Source organism: Streptomyces sp. NRRL S-31 (assembly GCF_000718775.1).
Lineage (GTDB): Bacteria > Actinomycetota > Actinomycetes > Streptomycetales > Streptomycetaceae > Streptomyces.
In genome coordinates, this window is sequence record NZ_JOCB01000001.1 from 146,760 (window position 1) to 162,399 (window position 15,640).

The following is a 15,640-nucleotide window of genomic DNA, read 5'->3' on the forward strand; positions in this document are numbered from 1 at the left end:
CCGCCCCCGCCCCCGCACGGGCGGCTACGCCAGCTCCTCCCCCAGCACCCGGGCCGCCCGCTCCACGTCACGGAAGCCCACATAGAGCGGGGTGAAGCCGAAGCGGAGGACGTCGGGGTGGCGGAAGTCGCCCACCACGCCCCGGGCGATCAGGCGCTTCATCACCTCGCCCGCGTCCGGGCAGCGCAGCGCGATCTGGCTGCCCCGCTCAGCGTGCCGCTCGGGGGTCACGCACTCCACCCGGCCCGGCTCGGTGTACGCCCCGACGCACTCCAGGAAGAAGTCCGTCAGGGCGAGGGACTTGGCCCGTACGGCGGCGACGGACACCCCGTCCCAGACATCGAGGGCCGCCTCCAGCGCCAGCAGGGAGAGGATGTCCGGCGTGCCGACCCGGCCGCGCGCGGGGCCCGTGGCCGGGGTGTGGACGGGGTCCATCCCGAAGGGCTCGGCGTGCGAGTTCCAGCCGGGCAGCGGGGAGTCGAAGCGGTCCTGGAGGTCCCGGCGCACGTACAGGTAGGCCGGGGAACCCGGGCCGCCGTTCAGGTACTTGTAGGTGCAGCCGACCGCCAGGTCCACCCCGTGCTCGTCCAGGCCCACCGGCAGCGCGCCCGCGCTGTGGCACAGGTCCCAGACCACGAGGGCGCCGTGCGCGTGCACCGCGGCGGTGAGCGCCGGGAGGTCGTGCAGCCGGCCGGTGCGGTAGTCGACGTGGTTCAGCAGCACCGCGGCCGTGCGGTCGCCCAGCGCGCCGGGCACCTCGGCCGGGGTCACCGCCCGCAGGGTGCGGCCGGTCAGCCGGGCCGCCGACTCGGCGATGTAGCCGTCCGTGGGGAAGGTCGTGGCGTCCACCAGGAGTTCGTCGCGGTCCTCGCCCGCCATGCGGACGGCGGCCACGAGTGCCTTGAAGACGTTGACGCTCGTGGAGTCGCCGACGACGATCCGGCCGGGCGCCGCGCCCACCAGCGGGGCGATCCGGTCGCCGATCCGCTCCGGCGCCGTCCACCAGCCGCTCTCCTCCCAGGAGCGGATGCGCAGTTCGCCCCACTGGCGGCGGACGACGTCCGCCACCCGGTCGGGGACGTGCGCGGGGAGCGCGCCCAGGGAGTTGCCGTCCAGGTAGACCGTGTCGTCGAGGACGAAACGCTCGCGCAGGGCGGCGAGTTCGTCCTCGGCGTCCAGCTTCCGGGCGCGCAGGACCTGCTCAGACATGGGACCTCGCCGTCCACAGCTCGGGGAAGACGTTTTTCCGGGCGCGCTTCTCCAGCCAGGCCACACCGGCCGAGCCGCCCGTACCCGTCTTGGCGCCCATCGCGCGCCGGGTGGCGACCAGGTGGTCGTTGCGCCAGCGCCACACCAGCTCGGCCACGTCCGTCAGCGCCTCGCCGAGCCGGGCGAGTCCGTCGCTCTCGTCCCCCGCGTAGACGGCCGTCCAGGCGGCCTCCACGGCGGGCGCGGGCTCGTACCGCTCGGAGACGTCCCGGCGCAGCACGGACGCCGGGATCTCGTGGCCGCGGCGCGCGAGGAGCCGGACCACCTCGTCGTACAGGCTCGGCTCGTGCAGCGCCTTCTCCAGCTCCGCGTGGACGCGGGGGGCGCCGCGGTGCGGTACGAGCATGGCCGCGGACTTCTCGCCGAGCAGGAACTCCAGGCGCCGGTACATCGCCGACTGGAATCCGGAGCCCTCTCCGAGCGCGCTCCGGTAGGCGTTGAACTGCGCCGGGGTCAGCTGGCCGAGCGGCTTCCAGGAGGCGTTCAGGGCCTCCAGCTCGCGCACCGAGCGCTTCAGCGCGGCGATCGCGGCCGGCACGTCGTCCGAGCGCAGCGCCCGGGCGGCCGTCTCCCACTCGTGCACGATCACCGTGAACCACAACTCCATGACCTGGGTGGTCACCAGGAAGACCATCTCCCCGGGGTCGTCGGAGAGGGTGTGCTGGAGATGGGTGAGGACGTCCGCCTTGACGTAGTCCTCGTAGGGCGTCGTCCCCGCGAAGTCCAGGTTCGGGGTCTCGGGCTCAGCGGCCTGGTGAGGGGGGTGAGCCGGTTGGGACATCGCTGTCTCCTGTTGTCGATCCGGGTAGCGGTCCGCCCCTGCCGATGCCGGCACGGGGGCCCCGGTCCCCACCCCGCATCCTCCGCAATGCCCCCGGGTACGGCAAGGCCCGCCCGCTGCCGGACGGGCCTCGACCGGTGACCGGCCCGCGGGTCAGCCCAGGGTCTGGGCCGCCGTCGGGGAGGAGTCCTTCAGGAACTGCGTGCAGCGCTCGTACTCGTCCTGCTCGCCGATGGCCTGGGCGGCCCGGGCGAGGGCGTGCAGGGCCCGCAGGAAGCCGCGGTTCGGCTCGTGCTCCCACGGCACCGGGCCGTGTCCCTTCCAGCCGCTGCGGCGCAGGGCGTCCAGGCCGCGGTGGTAGCCGGTACGGGCGTAGGCGTACGACTCGACGACCGAGCCCCGCTCGAACGCGTCGTCGGCCAGCTGTGCCCAGGCGAGGGAGGAGGTGGGGTGCGCCGCGGCGACGTCCGCCGGCGCGGTGCCGGCCGCCAGGGCCTCACGGGGCCCGGGGTCGTCGGGGAGGTGGGTCGGGGGCGGACCGCCGAGAAGGTTCTCGTGAATCGTCATGGGATCAGTCTCGCGCACGGGCACACCGGCCGCCTCGACCCGGGGTGCCGACCGCCCGTCCCGGCGGCCCCCCGTGCCCACCGGCACCGCCCGGCCGGCCGCTCACCCGCCCGCGCGGCCCCCCTCCAGCGGCGGCGCCGTCACACTCCCGTGCGTACGGCACTCCGGACGACGGCAACCCGGCTCCGGAGCACGGACCAGCGCGAACGCCACGACCGAGCCCAGCAGCAGCACCCCCGCGCACAGCGGCATCGCCCGGTCGAACGCCGCGTCGAACGCCGTGGGCGACCGGTACGCCTCCGGGCCCATCCCCGTCAGCAGCGGCAGCGCCGCCACCGCCACGAGACCGGCCGCGCGCGCCGCCGCGTTGTTGACGCCGCTGGCCAGGCCCGCCCGGGCGGGGTCGACGGAGGCGAGCACGGTGGCGGTCAGCGGGGCGACCAGCGTGACCATGCCGGCGCCCATCACCAGCAGCGCGGGCAGGACGTCCGTGAGGTAGTCCGCGCCCTCGCCCACCCGCAGCATCAGCAGCATCGCCGCCGCGCACAGCAGCGGCCCCACCGTCAGCGGCAGCCGCGGGCCGGTGCGGTCGGCCAGCGCGCCCGAGCGGGAGGAGAACAGCAGCATCAGGGCCGTGGTGGGGAGCAGCGCCGTGCCCGCGGCCGGCGGCGAGTAGCCCGCCACCACCTGGAGCTGGAGCGCGGTGAGGAAGAAGAAACCGCCGAAGGCCGCGTACACGCACAGGGTGACGAGGTTGACGGCCGTGAACCGGCGGGAGGCGAAGATGTCCGGCGGCAGCATCGGGTCGGGGTGGTGCCGCTCGACGTACCAGAAGGCCACGGCCGCCGCCAGGCCCGCCGCCGCGGTCAGGGCCACCGCCGGGGAGCCGGAGGGTGCCTCGATGAGCGCGTAGGTGACGAGGGCGAGGGCCAGGGCGCCGAGGACCGCGCCGAGGACGTCGAACCGGCCGTGGGCCCGCCGGTCGGCGGACTCCGGCACGTGCCGCAGCGCGACCGGCACGCACAGCAGGGCCAGCGGCACGTTGAGCAGGAACACCCAGCGCCAGCCGGGGCCGGCCACCAGCCAGCCGCCCAGGAACGGGCCGACGGCCGCGCCGATCCCGCCGAAGCCGGACCACAGCCCGACCGCCCGGCTGCGGTCGTCGGGGTGGAAGGACGCCTGGATGAGCGCGAGGGAGCCGGGCGTGAGCAGGGCGCCGCCGATGCCTTGCAGCGCCCGCGCGGCGATCAGCACGCCGGAGGACGGGGCGAGACCGCAGAGCAGGGAGGCGGTGGCGAACCAGACCACCCCGACGACGAAGACCCTGCGGCGGCCGTAGCGGTCGCCGAGCGAGCCGCCGAGCAGGATCAGACCGGCCAGCGTGACCAGGTACGCGTTGACCGTCCACTGGAGGGCGGCCAGGCTCGTGTCCAGGTCCTGGCCGATGCGCGGCAGGGCGACGTTGACCACGGTGGAGTCCAGCAGCGCCATGGCGGAGCCGAGGACCGTGGTGAACAGGATCCATTTGCCCTGGGGCGAGGCGAGCCGGACGTCGGGCATGCCCCCAGGTATACAGCGGGGCCCGGCGGCAGGGACAGCCGCCGGGCCCGCCGGGAGGTACGGGACCCTCCGGTTACTTGATCTTGTTGCCCGCCGAGCGCAGGTGCTGCGTGGCCTCGACGACGCGCGCGGCCATGCTCGCCTCGGCCAGCTTGCCCCACGTGCGCGGGTCGTAGGCCTTCTTGTTGCCGACCTCGCCGTCGACCTTCAGGACGCCGTCGTAGTTCTGGAACATGTGCGCGGCGACCGGACGGGTGAAGGCGTACTGGGTGTCCGTGTCGAGGTTCATCTTCACCACGCCGTTCTCCAGCGCGGTCTGGATCTCCTGCTCGGTGGAGCCGGAGCCGCCGTGGAAGACGAAGTCGAACGGGGACGCCTTGCCGAACCGGGCGGCGACGCCGTCGTTCAGCTCCTTCAGCAGGTCGGGGCGGAGCACGACGTTGCCCGGCTTGTACACGCCGTGCACGTTGCCGAAGGAGGCGGCCAGCAGGTAGCGGCCCTTCTCGCCCAGGCCCAGCGCCTCGGCGGTGCGGATCGCGTCGTCGACGGTGGTGTACAGCTCGTCGTTGATCTCGTGCGAGACGCCGTCCTCCTCACCGCCGGTGGGGGTGATCTCCACCTCCAGGATGATCCGGGCGGCGCGGGCCTGCTCCAGCAGTTCCTCCGCGATCCGGAGGTTGTCGGCCAGGGTCTCGGCGGAGCCGTCCCACATGTGCGACTGGAACAGCGGGGCGAGACCGGCGTCGACGCGCTTCTTCGACAGCGCGATCAGCGGACGGACGTACCCGTCGAGCTTGTCCTTCGGGCAGTGGTCGGTGTGCAGCGCGATGTTGACCGGGTACTTCTCGGCGATGATGTGCGCGAACTCGGCGAGCGCGACCGCGCCGGTCACCATGTCCTTGCTGTACTGGCCGCCGAGGAACTCGGCACCACCGGTCGAGATCTGGACGATGCCGTCGCTCTCCGCCTCCGCGAAGCCGCGCAGGGCGGCGTTCAGGGTCTGCGAGGAGGTGACGTTGATGGCCGGGTAGGCGAACTTGCCTGCCTTCGCCCGGTCGAGCATCTCGTTGTAGACCTCGGGGGTTGCGATGGGCATCTGTCCGCTCCTTGAGTTGCGGGTTGGCGTTCTGCGTTACGGCCCTGACCTAGACCTGAGGGTGCGACGTCATCGTCGGCCCCATCTTCCCAGAAGGGAACCGATGGTCCACGTGCCGGTCAAGTCCAGGTCAATGCGCGTCGTCAGTCCAGACCCAGTTCATCCTTCGAGAAGGCGAAACGGTACGGAACGCCCGCGCCGGCCTCGATCTTCTCGGCGGCGCCCGTCGCCCGGTCCACGATGGTCGCCACGGCGACCACCTCGGCACCGGCCTCGCGCACGGCCTCCACGGCGGTCAGCGGGGAACCGCCGGTGGTGGAGGTGTCCTCGACCACCAGGACCCGGCGGCCCGCGATGTCCGGGCCCTCGACGCGCCGCTGCATCCCGTGCGCCTTGGCGGCCTTGCGGACGACGAACGCGTCCAGCCGCCGCCCGCGCGCGGCGGCGGCGTGCAGCATGGCGGCGGCGACCGGGTCGGCGCCCATGGTGAGCCCGCCGACCGCGTCGAACTCCAGGTCGGCGGTGAGGTCCAGCAGCACCTGGCCGACCAGCGGGGCGGCCTCGCCGTCGAGGGTGACGCGGCGCAGGTCGATGTAGTAGTCGGCCTCCAGCCCCGAGGAGAGGGTCACCTTGCCGTGCACCACGGCCTTGTCCTTGATCTGCCGCAGCAGTGCGCCACGGGTGCCTGCCGGCATTGCTTCGTCGACGTCCGTCATGCCGACCAGCTTAGAGCCGGCGCCAGCGCCAGGTGGTGCTCGCCTCCAGCGGGTCCAGCGGGGTGACCAGGCGCGGAAGGGTGTTCAGGCCGTTGGGCGGCCCGGTCTGCGGCTCGACGCAGACCGCCTCGGCCTGCTCGTCGTAGACCACCACCCACTCCTCGCGGCTGGTCACCTTCAGCTCCAGCAGCTCCGGCCAGGTGAGGGTGACGTCGACGCCGCCGGGCATGCCGAAGCAGTCGTCCCAGGGGCCCGGCAGCGGGTCGATCCGGTTGCCGGTGGGCAGGTGGTCGGCGCCGCGCTCCTCCTGCCAGGCGGGCGCGAAGTCCAGCCGGACGTCCCGGCCGCCGAGGTTGCGCAGGAACCAGGGGTGCCAGCCGAGCTGCGCCGGGAAGGAGTCGTCGTACGTCTCCACGGACATCGTCAGCGTCAGGTGGTCCTCGGCGAGCGCGACGCTCTGCGTGACGCGGCCGGGGTGCGGCCAGGGGTCGGTCAGCTCGCGGGTGATCACCGCCTCGTCCTCCGTGACCCGCGCGGTGCGCCAGGCGCCGTCGCGCCCGGTGCCGTGGATGGCGTGCGGCGGGGAGTTGAGCGGCATCTGGCGGACGGTGCCGCCGTCCAGGAAGCGGCCGTCGCGGATGCGGCCGCACCAGGGCACCATCGGGAAGCAGCCGTAGCGCTCGCCCTGCCGCAGCAGCTCGACGCCGCCGATCCGCAGCCCGCCGATCCGGCCGCCGTTGCCGGGCCGTACGGTCACTTCCGCGTCGCCCGCGGTCAGCGTGATGTCTTCGTTGCTCACGGGACCGAACCCTACTGGGGCGTTCGGCCGGGCGCGCGGGACGCCGCTCAGCGCCGTTTGCGCAGGGCGCGGGTGACCACGATCGCCGAGGCGACGGCGAGCGCCGCGGCGGGGGCCGCCCAGCGCAGGGCCTGGTTGCCGGCGACGCCCTGCGGGGCCGGTACGGGGGCGTACCGCCCGCGCGGCGGGGCGTGGTCGACCTCCTCGGCGCTGCGGCCGATCATCGTGCGGCGCGCGTGCGCGGCCTCGGCGGGCGGCTCGCCCGTGTCGGTGAAGTCCCCGGGAAGCCGGTCGGGGCGGTCGGCGTCGCGGCCGTCGGTACCGGTGCCGAGGTCGTCGTCCGTGTCCGGGGCCAGGGAGGACGGGGGGACGTCGGTGTCGAAGACGGAGGGCCGGGACGCCGGGTCCTGCGGGGCGGAGTCCTGGGGGGAGGCGGGGTGTTCGGGCGCGGAGCCGGCCTCCGCCCGGGGTTCGCGGCCCTCTGCCGCCAGGGCCTCCAGGGAGCGGTCCAGCAGCCTGGCCGCCGTCGAGGCCACCGCCTCCGCCGGCAGTTCGGCGATCCGGCCGTCCGCGCCGGCCGTGCCCTCGACCGTGACCGTGCAGCCGCCGTCGGTGTCCGCCGTCCGCAGGGTCAGGGCGAGCCGGACCGTGCCGGTGCCGCGCGCCTCGGCGGCCTCGCCCTCGACGGCGAACGTGCCGTCCTGCCGGGGCGTCACCCGCAGCGCCCCCCGGTAGGTGACGGAGTGTCCGCCGACGCGCAGCTTCAGCCGGCCGGCGACGAGTTCGGCACCGGCGTCCTGCTGTAGCCCGGGGATCGCCCGGGCGACGCGCGCGGGGTCGGCCAGCGCGGCGGCGAGCCTCTCGGCGGGGACCGGGACGAAGACCTGGTGCTCCATGTCGGTGGAGCCTACCCAGTCGGGGCCGGAACGCACCCTGCCGTGCCGGGGGCTCCGCGCCGGACCTCCGTACGACCGCCCGTCCGCCGGCCGGGGCGTCCCCACCGTCCGAACCGGCCGGCCGGGGCGGGGGCCCAAGCCGCCTCAGTAGCGCGGACGCGCCAGCGTCGACGCCCGCAACCCGTCGATCCGCGTCCGCTCCGCCGCCCTCGCGTCCGCCGCCAGGTCCGCCCGGGTCAGCGTGCGCGGACGCGGGGCGCCCAGCCGCAGCGGTGGGGCGTCGCGGCCCGGGGCGGCCAGCAGGAAGCCCCAGTCGCCCGGCGCGCGGCCGGCACCGGCCGGGGAGCCGGAGCCGGGGCCGGGCACCCGGTAGGGGGAGACGGCGAAGCCGGCCGTGCGGAGGGTCGCGGCGACCGTCCAGAAGGCACGGGGGCGGCCGGTGACGGGGCCGGCGTGCACCACCAGCCGGCCGTGCGCGGTCAGCGCCCGGCGGACCAGGCCGTAGAACTCCCGGGAGTACAGCTTGGTGCCGTCGGCGGTGCCGGGGCCCGGGAGGTCGGAGACCACCACGTCGTACGCCGGTGCGCGCACCGTCCGCAGCCAGGCGAGCGCGTCGGCGGTGGCGACGCGCACCCGCGGGTCGGCGAAGGCGTGGCCGTTGGCGGCGGACAGTCCCGGGTCGCGGCGGGCCAGCCGGACCAGGCCCGGGTCGCGTTCGACGACGTCGACCCGGCGCACCCCGCGGTGGCGCAGCACCTCCCGGACGGCGAGCCCGTCGCCGCCGCCGAGGACCAGGACGCGCGGGTGCGGACCGGCCAGGGCCGGGGCGACCAGCGCCTCCGGGTAGCGGCGTCCGTCCGGGCCGCCGACACGGAGGCGGCCGTCGAGGAAGAGGCCGAGGGGCCGCCCGTGGGTGCCCCCGGCCAGGACGACCTCCTGGACGCCGGTCCGCACGGCCACCCGGACGTCGTCGCCGTACACGGCGTGCCGGGCGGCCCGTTCGAAGTCGTCGGCGAGGGCGGCGGCGGAGCCGAGGACACCGAGGACGGCGAGAGTGGTGAGCAGGAGCGTCCAGCGGGCGCGGCGGGTGAGGTCGCGGCGGAAGAGGCCGAGGACCAGGGCGCCGCCCGCGACGACGTTGACCGTGCCGGTCAGCAGCGCCCCGGTCAGCTGGCCCAGGAACGGCAGCAGGAGGAAGGGGAAGGCGAGGCCGCCGACCAGGGCGCCCACGTAGTCCGCGGCGAACAGGTCGGCCACCGCGCCGCCGGCGTCCTGCCGCCGGATGCGCTGGATCAGCTCCATCAGCAGCGGCACCTCGGCGCCGATGAGCAGGCCGATGGCGAGGGCGAAGGTGACCAGGAGACAGCGGGGACCGTAGGCCCACGCGCCGCCCCAGCCGGCGGTCCAGGCGAACACGGCGTACAGCACCATGGCGCTGCATCCGCCGGTCAGCGCGAGGGCCGACTCGACCGCGCCGAAGCCGGTCGCCGCACGCCGGCGCAGCCGCTTGGCCCCGAGGGAGCCGATGCCCATGGCGAACACCATCACGGACAGCACCACGGACGCCTGGGTGACCGGGTCGCCGATCAAGTAGGAGGCGAACGCGACGAGTTCGAGTTCGTACACGAGTCCGCAGGCCGCGCAGACGAAGCCGCACACGAGGACCAGGAACCGCCCGGTGCCGGGCCGGACGGGCAGCCGTGCGGGGCCGGTACGGGCGGAGCCGGTCCGGACGGGCGGGGCACCCGGGGGCGCGGGGGCGTACGGTTCGATCACGTTGCGACGTTACGTCACCGACGCGCCACGCTTCGTCACCCACACGCGTGGATCCGGGGGCGCTCGGCGCACGACGGGTTTATGTCGCCGCCGAGTGTCCGGTCCGCCGCGCCGCCCGGCTCCGCGCCCCGACCCGGGTCCAGGTGGCCACCAGCTGCCCGTCCTGCGGGTAGGCGTGCCAGGTGCGCCAGTGCACCTGGCCCTCCCCCTGCTGGGCGAGCATCGCGGTGAAGGCGTGCGGGCTGCCGGGGAAGACGCCGGCGAGGCCGTGCGGATGGTCGGAGACGAGGGCCAGCAGCTCCTGGGCGCGGCCCGCGAACGAGCCGGGGGTGAGCACCTCGACCCGGGCGGCGAACTCGTACTCCCAGTCGTCGATCCGCTTGGCGACGCCCAGCGGCAGCGGGGTGCTGGAGCCGGGGATGCACGCGACCGTCTCCGAGCAGATGCCCCGCCGCTCGTCGAGGAGCACTTGGTGGGACGCGCCGAGCAGCCTCAACTGGAGTTTGGCGCCGGTCAGTTCGAGGTCGAGGCTGGCCAGGGCGGGCAGCGGTTCGCGGCCCAGGGCCCAGGCGAGGTCGGCAGCGCGCGTATCGGTGTAGGTGGTGTTCAGGGTCGTGAGCATGGATCGGCTCCGCTAACACGCAAGGAGGGGGAGATCGACGACGTCGGCCCGGCCGGCCCGGCCTGAGTGGCGAGTCGGGGGGCGTCCGAGGGGCTGCGTCGGCGTTCTAGAGAGAACCACGAACAGGGGCGCCGTCACAGCGTTTTTACCCAAGTTCATAGGGGTTTCCATCCCCTAGGGGGCTCCTCAGCTCAACTGTTCAACCATGGCGTACGCCGGGCGCGGGTCCGGATACGCCGAGCGCCCGCCGGAGGTGCCGCCCGGCGGGCGCTCGATCGGGTGCGGAACCCACGCTCGATTCCCGTGTCAGTTGCCCCCGCCGCATCCGCCCCCGCCGCCGCACGACGAACCCCCGCCACAGGACGACCCCCCGCCGCAGGAGGAGCTTCCGCCGCAGGAGTGACCCCCGCCGCAGGAGTGGCCTCCGTGATGCCCGCCGTGGTGGCCTCCGTGGTGCCCGCCCCCCGACGAACCGGAGTCGCCGCCACCGGCCCACCAGCTGCTCGATCCCGCCGATCCCGCCGAGGACGCCGACGACGCCGACCAGCGCCGCGCCCGGCTCCGTCCGCCGCCCTTGCCGAGCGACACCCGGTTCCGCCGGTTCCGGCGGGCCTGGGCCGCCGTGACCAGAACCACCGCGATCATCGCCAGGATGATGCCCTCGATCATGGCGTCACCCTCCTTCCGTCTCCCCCGAAGCGGCCCCCCGTGGGCGCCTCGCCGTGTCACCGCTCACGCGCGGTGCCGGGGGGATGCCCGGCCGCCGCGGCGGGCAAAGCGGAGTTGAGGAACTCCAGAGCTTGAGCGCAGGATGACCGGCATGACCTCCAGCGCACGTCCTCACCTCAACCGCCGGCTCGCCGAGTTCGGGACGACGATCTTCGCCGAGATGTCGGCGCTCGCCGTGGCGACCGGGTCGATCAACCTGGGGCAGGGCTTCCCCGACACCGACGGCCCCGAGGAGATCCGGGAGGCCGCCGTCCGGGCGCTGCGCGACGGGCGCGGCAACCAGTACCCGCCGGGCCCCGGCGTCCCGGAACTGCGCACCGCGGTCGCCGCGCACCAGGAGCGCCACTACGGCCTGTCCTACGACCCCGACACCGAGGTGCTGGTCACGGCGGGCGCGACGGAGGCGATCGCGGCGGCGCTGCTGGCACTGGTCGAGCCGGGGGACGAGGTGGTGGCGCTGGAGCCGTACTACGACTCGTACGCGGCGAGCATCGCGATGGCGGGCGGGCGCCGGGTGCCGGTGACCCTGCGGCCGCACGAGGGCGGCTTCCGCCTGGACCTGGACGAGCTGCGCGCCGCCGTCACCGACCGCACCCGGCTGCTGCTGGTCAACACCCCGCACAACCCCACCGGCACGGTCCTCGACCGCGCGGAGCTGGCCGCGATCGCCGCGCTGGCGGTGGAGCGGGACCTGCTGGTGGTGACCGACGAGGTGTACGAGCACCTGGTCTTCGACGGCGCCCGGCACCTGCCGCTCGCCACCTTCCCGGGGATGCGCGAGCGCACGGTGAGCATCGGCTCGGCGGGGAAGACCTTCTCCTTCACGGGCTGGAAGGTCGGCTGGGTGACCGGGACGCCGGAGCTGGTCGGCGCGGTGCGCTCGGTGAAGCAGTTCCTGACGTACGTCGCCTCGGGGCCCTTCCAGTACGCGGTCGCCGAGGCGCTCGCCCTGCCCGACTCCTACTTCGAGGAGTTCCGCCGGGGCATGCTCGCCCGCCGGGACATCCTCGCGGAGGGGCTCACGGCGGCGGGCTTCGAGGTGTTCCGGCCGGCCGGCACGTACTTCATCACGACCGACATCCGTCCCCTCGGCGAGACGGACGGTCTCGCCTTCTGCCGCGCCCTGCCCGAGCGGGCGGGCGTGGTCGCCGTCCCGAACTCCGTCTTCTACGACGACCGCGAGGCGGGGGCGCCGTTCGTGCGGTTCGCCTTCTGCAAGCGGCAGGAGGTGCTGCGGGAGGCGGCGGACCGGCTGCGGGGCATGTGAGGCCCCGGTCCGGGGGCACCGCCCCCGGACCCGGACGCCGCGCGCCTACTCGCCGTCGTCCTCGGGCTTCTCCGTGCCGTCGACCTCCTGCTCCAGGCCGAGCAGCTCCACCAGCCACTTGTCGAACTCGATCGCGGCCCGCACCCAGCTGACCGTGGAGGAGACGAAGTGGTTGATGTCGACGCCCGTGCCGATCAGCATCTGGGCCTCGCCGATCAGGCGGACGGTGCCGTCGTCGTGGGTGTGGGTGTACACCTTCGGCCACAGCGTGCGGCGGTTCCAGTCGTCGATGGCCTCCAGGAGCTGGGGCTTCTCCTCGATCTGGTGGGGGCGGTCGAAGAAGGTACGGACCGAGAAGATCTGCTGTTCGTCCTCACCCCGGAACATGAAGTAGGTGCGGAACTGCTCCCACGGCGCGGCGAGGTCACCCTCCTCGTCGACGACGTACTTCAGTTCCATCTGGTCGAGAAGCTGCTTCACCAGGTCCTGATCCGGGAGGACGGGGCCCGCCGGTCCCTGGGGCTGCGGTTCGGGCTGGCCCCCGAAGTTCGGAATCGAGGACGGGTCGATGCTCACCGTGTTTTTCCCTTCATGCGGATGCCGCCATCCTCCCCCATGCGGGGAGGGGGGTGGCAACCCCCGACCCGCCGCTCGGCCCCGAGCCGGCACCCGTTCCGGCGACCGGGTGCGGTGCCCGCCGGTCCGCGCCCCGGGCCGGAGCTGCTTCGTGCGGCTTCGCGCTGCTTCGTTCGGCTTGGTGCGGCTTGGTGCGGATCAGCCCGGTCCGCGCCGCGTCGTCGGACCACCCGCCCCCGCCGCACGCCCTCGGGGCGCCGGCGGGGGCGGCCGGGGATCAGAGCGTCTTGCCGGTCGCCGGACCGACCAGCAGGCCCTCGCCGAACCGGTCCACGCGGACCGTGTCGCCGTCCTTGACCTCGCCGGACAGGATCTCCCTGGCGAGCCGGTCGCCGATGGCGGACTGCACCAGGCGGCGCAGCGGCCGGGCGCCGTACGCCGGGTCCAGGCCCTCCTCCGCCAGCCAGGCCAGCGCCTCCGGTGTGACGTCCAGCGTCAGCCGCCGCTCGGCCAGCCGCTTGGCGAGCCGCTCGATCTGGAGCTGGGCGATCCGCTCCAGCTCCGGCTTGGTCAGTGCCGAGAAGACCACCAGGTCGTCCAGCCGGTTGAGGAACTCCGGCTTGAAGGAGGCCCGGACGACCTCCAGGACCTGCTCCTTCTTCTCCGTCTCGCTGCTGAGCGGGTCGACCAGGAACTGGCTGCCCAGGTTGGAGGTGAGCACCAGGATGGTGTTGCGGAAGTCGACCGTGCGGCCCTGGCCGTCCGTCAGCCGGCCGTCGTCCAGCACCTGGAGGAGGACGTCGAAGACCTCCGGGTGGGCCTTCTCCACCTCGTCCAGCAGGACCACGCTGTACGGGCGCCGCCGCACCGCCTCGGTGAGCTGGCCGCCCTCCTCGTAGCCGACGTACCCGGGAGGGGCGCCGACCAGCCGGGCCACGCTGTGCTTCTCGCCGTACTCCGACATGTCGATGCGGACCATGGCCCGCTCGTCGTCGAAGAGGAAGTCCGCGAGCGCCTTGGCCAGTTCGGTCTTGCCGACACCGGTCGGGCCGAGGAAGAGGAAGGACCCGGTCGGCCGGTCGGGGTCGGCGATCCCGGCCCGCGACCGCCGCACGGCGTCGCTGACCGCCCGCACGGCCTCGCCCTGGCCGATCAGCCGCCGGCCCAGCTCGTCCTCCATGCGCAGCAGCTTCTGCGTCTCGCCCTCCATCAGCCGGCCGGCCGGGATGCCGGTCCAGGCGGCGACCACGTCGGCGATGTCGTCGGAGCCGACCTCCTCCTTGACCATGGTGTCCCGGGCGGCCTCCTCCTCGGCGGCGGAGGCGGCCTCCAGCTCCTTCTCCAGCTGCGGGATCTCGCCGTACAGCAGCTTGGCGGCGGTGTCGAAGTCGCCGTCGCGCTGAGCGCGTTCGGCCTGTCCGCGCAGGTCGTCCAGGCGCTCCTTCAGCTCACCGACCCGGTTGAGGGACTGCTTCTCCTTCTCCCAGCGCGCGGTCAGCCCGCGCAGCTCCTCCTCCTTGTCGGCGAGGTCGCGGCGCAGCTTCTCCAGCCGCTCGCGGGAGGCCGGGTCGGTCTCCTTGCCGATCGCCAGCTCCTCCATCTTCAGCCGGTCCACGGAACGCTGGAGCTCGTCGATCTCCACGGGCGAGGAGTCGATCTCCATGCGCAGGCGCGAGGCGGCCTCGTCCACGAGGTCGATGGCCTTGTCCGGCAGGAAGCGGGAGGTGATGTAGCGGTCGGACAGGGTGGCGGCGGCCACCAGCGCGCTGTCGGCGATCTGCACCTTGTGGTGGGCCTCGTAGCGGCCCTTCAGACCGCGCAGGATCGCGATGGTGTCCTCGACGGTGGGCTCGGCGACCAGCACCTGCTGGAAGCGGCGCTCCAGCGCCGGGTCCTTCTCGATCCGCTCCCGGTACTCGTCGAGCGTGGTGGCGCCGACCATGCGCAGCTCGCCGCGGGCCAGCATGGGCTTGAGCATGTTGCCCGCGTCCATGGCCGAATCGCCGCCGGCACCCGCGCCGACGACGGTGTGCAGCTCGTCGATGAAGGTGATGATCTGGCCGTCGGAGTCCTTGATCTCGGCGAGGACGGCCTTCAGCCGCTCCTCGAACTCGCCGCGGTACTTGGCACCGGCGACCATCGCCCCGAGGTCCAGCGCCACCAGCCGCTTGTCCTTCAGCGACTCGGGCACGTCCCCCTTGACGATCCGCTGGGCGAGCCCCTCGACGACGGCCGTCTTGCCGACGCCGGGCTCGCCGATGAGCACGGGGTTGTTCTTCGTGCGGCGGCTCAGCACCTGCACGACCCGCCGGATCTCCTGGTCCCGGCCGATGACCGGGTCCAGCCGGCCCTCGCGGGCGGCGGCGGTGAAGTCGGTACCGAACTTCTCCAGGGCCTTGTACTGACCCTCGGGATCGGCGGTGGTCACGCGGCGTCCTCCCCTGGCCTTCCTGAAGGCCTCCAGCAGCTTCTTGGCGTCGGCGCCCTGCCGGGTGAGCAGTTCACCGGAGGCACCTCCCTTGGCGGCGACACCGATCAGCAGGTGCTCGGTGGACAGGTAGTCGTCGCCCAGTTCCTTCGCGCGCTCGCCGGCGTCGGCGATCACGGCCAGCAGTTCGCGGTTGGGCTGCGGCGGCGCGACGGTGGACCCGGTCACGCTGGGCAGCCCGGCCAGGATCCGCTCGGCGCCGGCGCGTACGGCGGCCTGGTCGGCCTCCACGGCGGCGAGCAGATCGGTGATGTTCTCGTTGTCCTGCCCCTGGAGCAGAGCCAGCAGCAGGTGGGCTGGGGTGAGGTCCGGGTGTCCCTCGGTCACGGCGCGACTGCTCGCGGCGTTGATCGCGTCCCGGCTCCTGTTGGTCAGCTCGGCATCCACGGTGTCCGTTCTCCTCCTCGTCGACCTCGCGACTGCTGACTTAGTCAGCGTACACAAAGTTGAGTCTATTCCACTCAAGGTGTCGTCACGGTTTCCCGGGGAGCACTTCGG

Annotated in this window: 13 protein-coding genes; 1 reads left to right on the forward strand and 12 read right to left on the reverse strand. The window is 73.8% G+C overall.

The window, feature by feature from the left end:
- Positions 1–24: 24 nt before the first annotated feature.
- The 10 genes from kynU to IF37_RS0100675 all read right to left on the reverse strand — a co-directional run bounded on the left by kynU (position 25) and on the right by IF37_RS0100675 (position 10,082).
- Positions 25–1,209: a kynureninase gene (kynU, locus tag IF37_RS0100630; RefSeq protein ID WP_030734314.1), complete on the reverse strand. Its 1,185-nt coding sequence runs from the start codon at positions 1,207–1,209 to the stop codon at positions 25–27.
- Entirely contained in the window at positions 1,202–2,050 is an 849-nt protein-coding gene (locus IF37_RS0100635) for a tryptophan 2,3-dioxygenase family protein (protein ID WP_030734317.1), read from the reverse strand. Before IF37_RS0100635 ends, kynU begins: the two co-directional genes overlap by 8 nt.
- Before the next feature lie 153 nt (positions 2,051–2,203).
- Entirely contained in the window at positions 2,204–2,617 is a 414-nt protein-coding gene (locus IF37_RS0100640) for a DUF3151 domain-containing protein (protein WP_030734320.1), read from the reverse strand.
- A 102-nt stretch (positions 2,618–2,719) separates the two neighbouring features.
- Complete coding sequence (locus IF37_RS0100645) at positions 2,720–4,177, reverse strand: MFS transporter (RefSeq protein ID WP_030734323.1); 1,458 nt, start codon at positions 4,175–4,177, stop codon at positions 2,720–2,722.
- Positions 4,178–4,250: 73 nt separating this feature from the next.
- Positions 4,251–5,273, reverse strand: a complete 1,023-nt coding sequence (fbaA, locus tag IF37_RS0100650) for a class II fructose-bisphosphate aldolase (protein WP_030734326.1) — start codon at positions 5,271–5,273, stop codon at positions 4,251–4,253.
- Positions 5,274–5,416: 143 nt separating this feature from the next.
- Positions 5,417–5,989 (reverse strand): orotate phosphoribosyltransferase, encoded by a 573-nt coding sequence (gene pyrE, locus IF37_RS0100655; protein WP_030734330.1) that lies wholly within the window; start codon positions 5,987–5,989, stop codon positions 5,417–5,419.
- A 10-nt stretch (positions 5,990–5,999) separates the two neighbouring features.
- The gene (locus IF37_RS0100660) at positions 6,000–6,788 is read right to left on the reverse strand and encodes an aldose epimerase (protein WP_030734333.1); all 789 of its coding nucleotides are present in this window, start codon (positions 6,786–6,788) and stop codon (positions 6,000–6,002) included.
- Positions 6,789–6,835: 47 nt separating this feature from the next.
- Entirely contained in the window at positions 6,836–7,684 is an 849-nt protein-coding gene (locus tag IF37_RS0100665) for an SRPBCC family protein (RefSeq protein WP_030734336.1), read from the reverse strand.
- A 144-nt stretch (positions 7,685–7,828) separates the two neighbouring features.
- Positions 7,829–9,460: a polyamine aminopropyltransferase gene (locus IF37_RS0100670; protein ID WP_030734339.1), complete on the reverse strand. Its 1,632-nt coding sequence runs from the start codon at positions 9,458–9,460 to the stop codon at positions 7,829–7,831.
- A 79-nt stretch (positions 9,461–9,539) separates the two neighbouring features.
- The gene (locus IF37_RS0100675) at positions 9,540–10,082 is read right to left on the reverse strand and encodes a DUF2617 family protein (protein WP_030734341.1); all 543 of its coding nucleotides are present in this window, start codon (positions 10,080–10,082) and stop codon (positions 9,540–9,542) included.
- Between the two features lie 811 nt (positions 10,083–10,893).
- On the opposite strand from IF37_RS0100675, the gene IF37_RS0100680 reads away from it, so the two are divergent.
- A complete protein-coding gene (locus tag IF37_RS0100680; protein ID WP_030734343.1) occupies positions 10,894–12,078 on the forward strand; it encodes a pyridoxal phosphate-dependent aminotransferase in 1,185 nt (394 codons plus the stop codon).
- Between the two features lie 45 nt (positions 12,079–12,123).
- Here IF37_RS0100680 and IF37_RS0100685 read toward each other — a convergent pair whose 3' ends face one another.
- Together IF37_RS0100685 and clpB are read right to left on the reverse strand one after the other, a co-directional pair.
- Complete coding sequence (locus IF37_RS0100685; RefSeq protein WP_030734346.1) at positions 12,124–12,654, reverse strand: YbjN domain-containing protein; 531 nt, start codon at positions 12,652–12,654, stop codon at positions 12,124–12,126.
- A 277-nt stretch (positions 12,655–12,931) separates the two neighbouring features.
- On the reverse strand, positions 12,932–15,529 hold the full coding sequence (clpB, locus tag IF37_RS0100690) for an ATP-dependent chaperone ClpB (RefSeq protein WP_030734348.1): 2,598 nt from the start codon (positions 15,527–15,529) through the stop codon (positions 12,932–12,934).
- Positions 15,530–15,640: the final 111 nt, after the last annotated feature.

What these genes read in the sequence shown, in the direction of transcription:
- kynU (WP_030734314.1), bottom strand. Translation starts at nt 1,209, where the DNA reads ATGTCTGAGCAGGTCCTGCGCGCCCGGAAGCTGGACGCCGAGGACGAA.
- IF37_RS0100665 (WP_030734336.1), bottom strand. Translation starts at nt 7,684, where the DNA reads ATGGAGCACCAGGTCTTCGTCCCGGTCCCCGCCGAGAGGCTCGCCGCC.
- IF37_RS0100640 (WP_030734320.1), bottom strand. Translation starts at nt 2,617, where the DNA reads ATGACGATTCACGAGAACCTTCTCGGCGGTCCGCCCCCGACCCACCTC.
- fbaA (WP_030734326.1), bottom strand. Translation starts at nt 5,273, where the DNA reads ATGCCCATCGCAACCCCCGAGGTCTACAACGAGATGCTCGACCGGGCG.
- IF37_RS0100675 (WP_030734341.1), bottom strand. Translation starts at nt 10,082, where the DNA reads ATGCTCACGACCCTGAACACCACCTACACCGATACGCGCGCTGCCGAC.
- IF37_RS0100635 (WP_030734317.1), bottom strand. Translation starts at nt 2,050, where the DNA reads ATGTCCCAACCGGCTCACCCCCCTCACCAGGCCGCTGAGCCCGAGACC.
- pyrE (WP_030734330.1), bottom strand. Translation starts at nt 5,989, where the DNA reads ATGACGGACGTCGACGAAGCAATGCCGGCAGGCACCCGTGGCGCACTG.
- IF37_RS0100645 (WP_030734323.1), bottom strand. Translation starts at nt 4,177, where the DNA reads ATGCCCGACGTCCGGCTCGCCTCGCCCCAGGGCAAATGGATCCTGTTC.
- IF37_RS0100680 (WP_030734343.1), top strand. Translation starts at nt 10,894, where the DNA reads ATGACCGGCATGACCTCCAGCGCACGTCCTCACCTCAACCGCCGGCTC.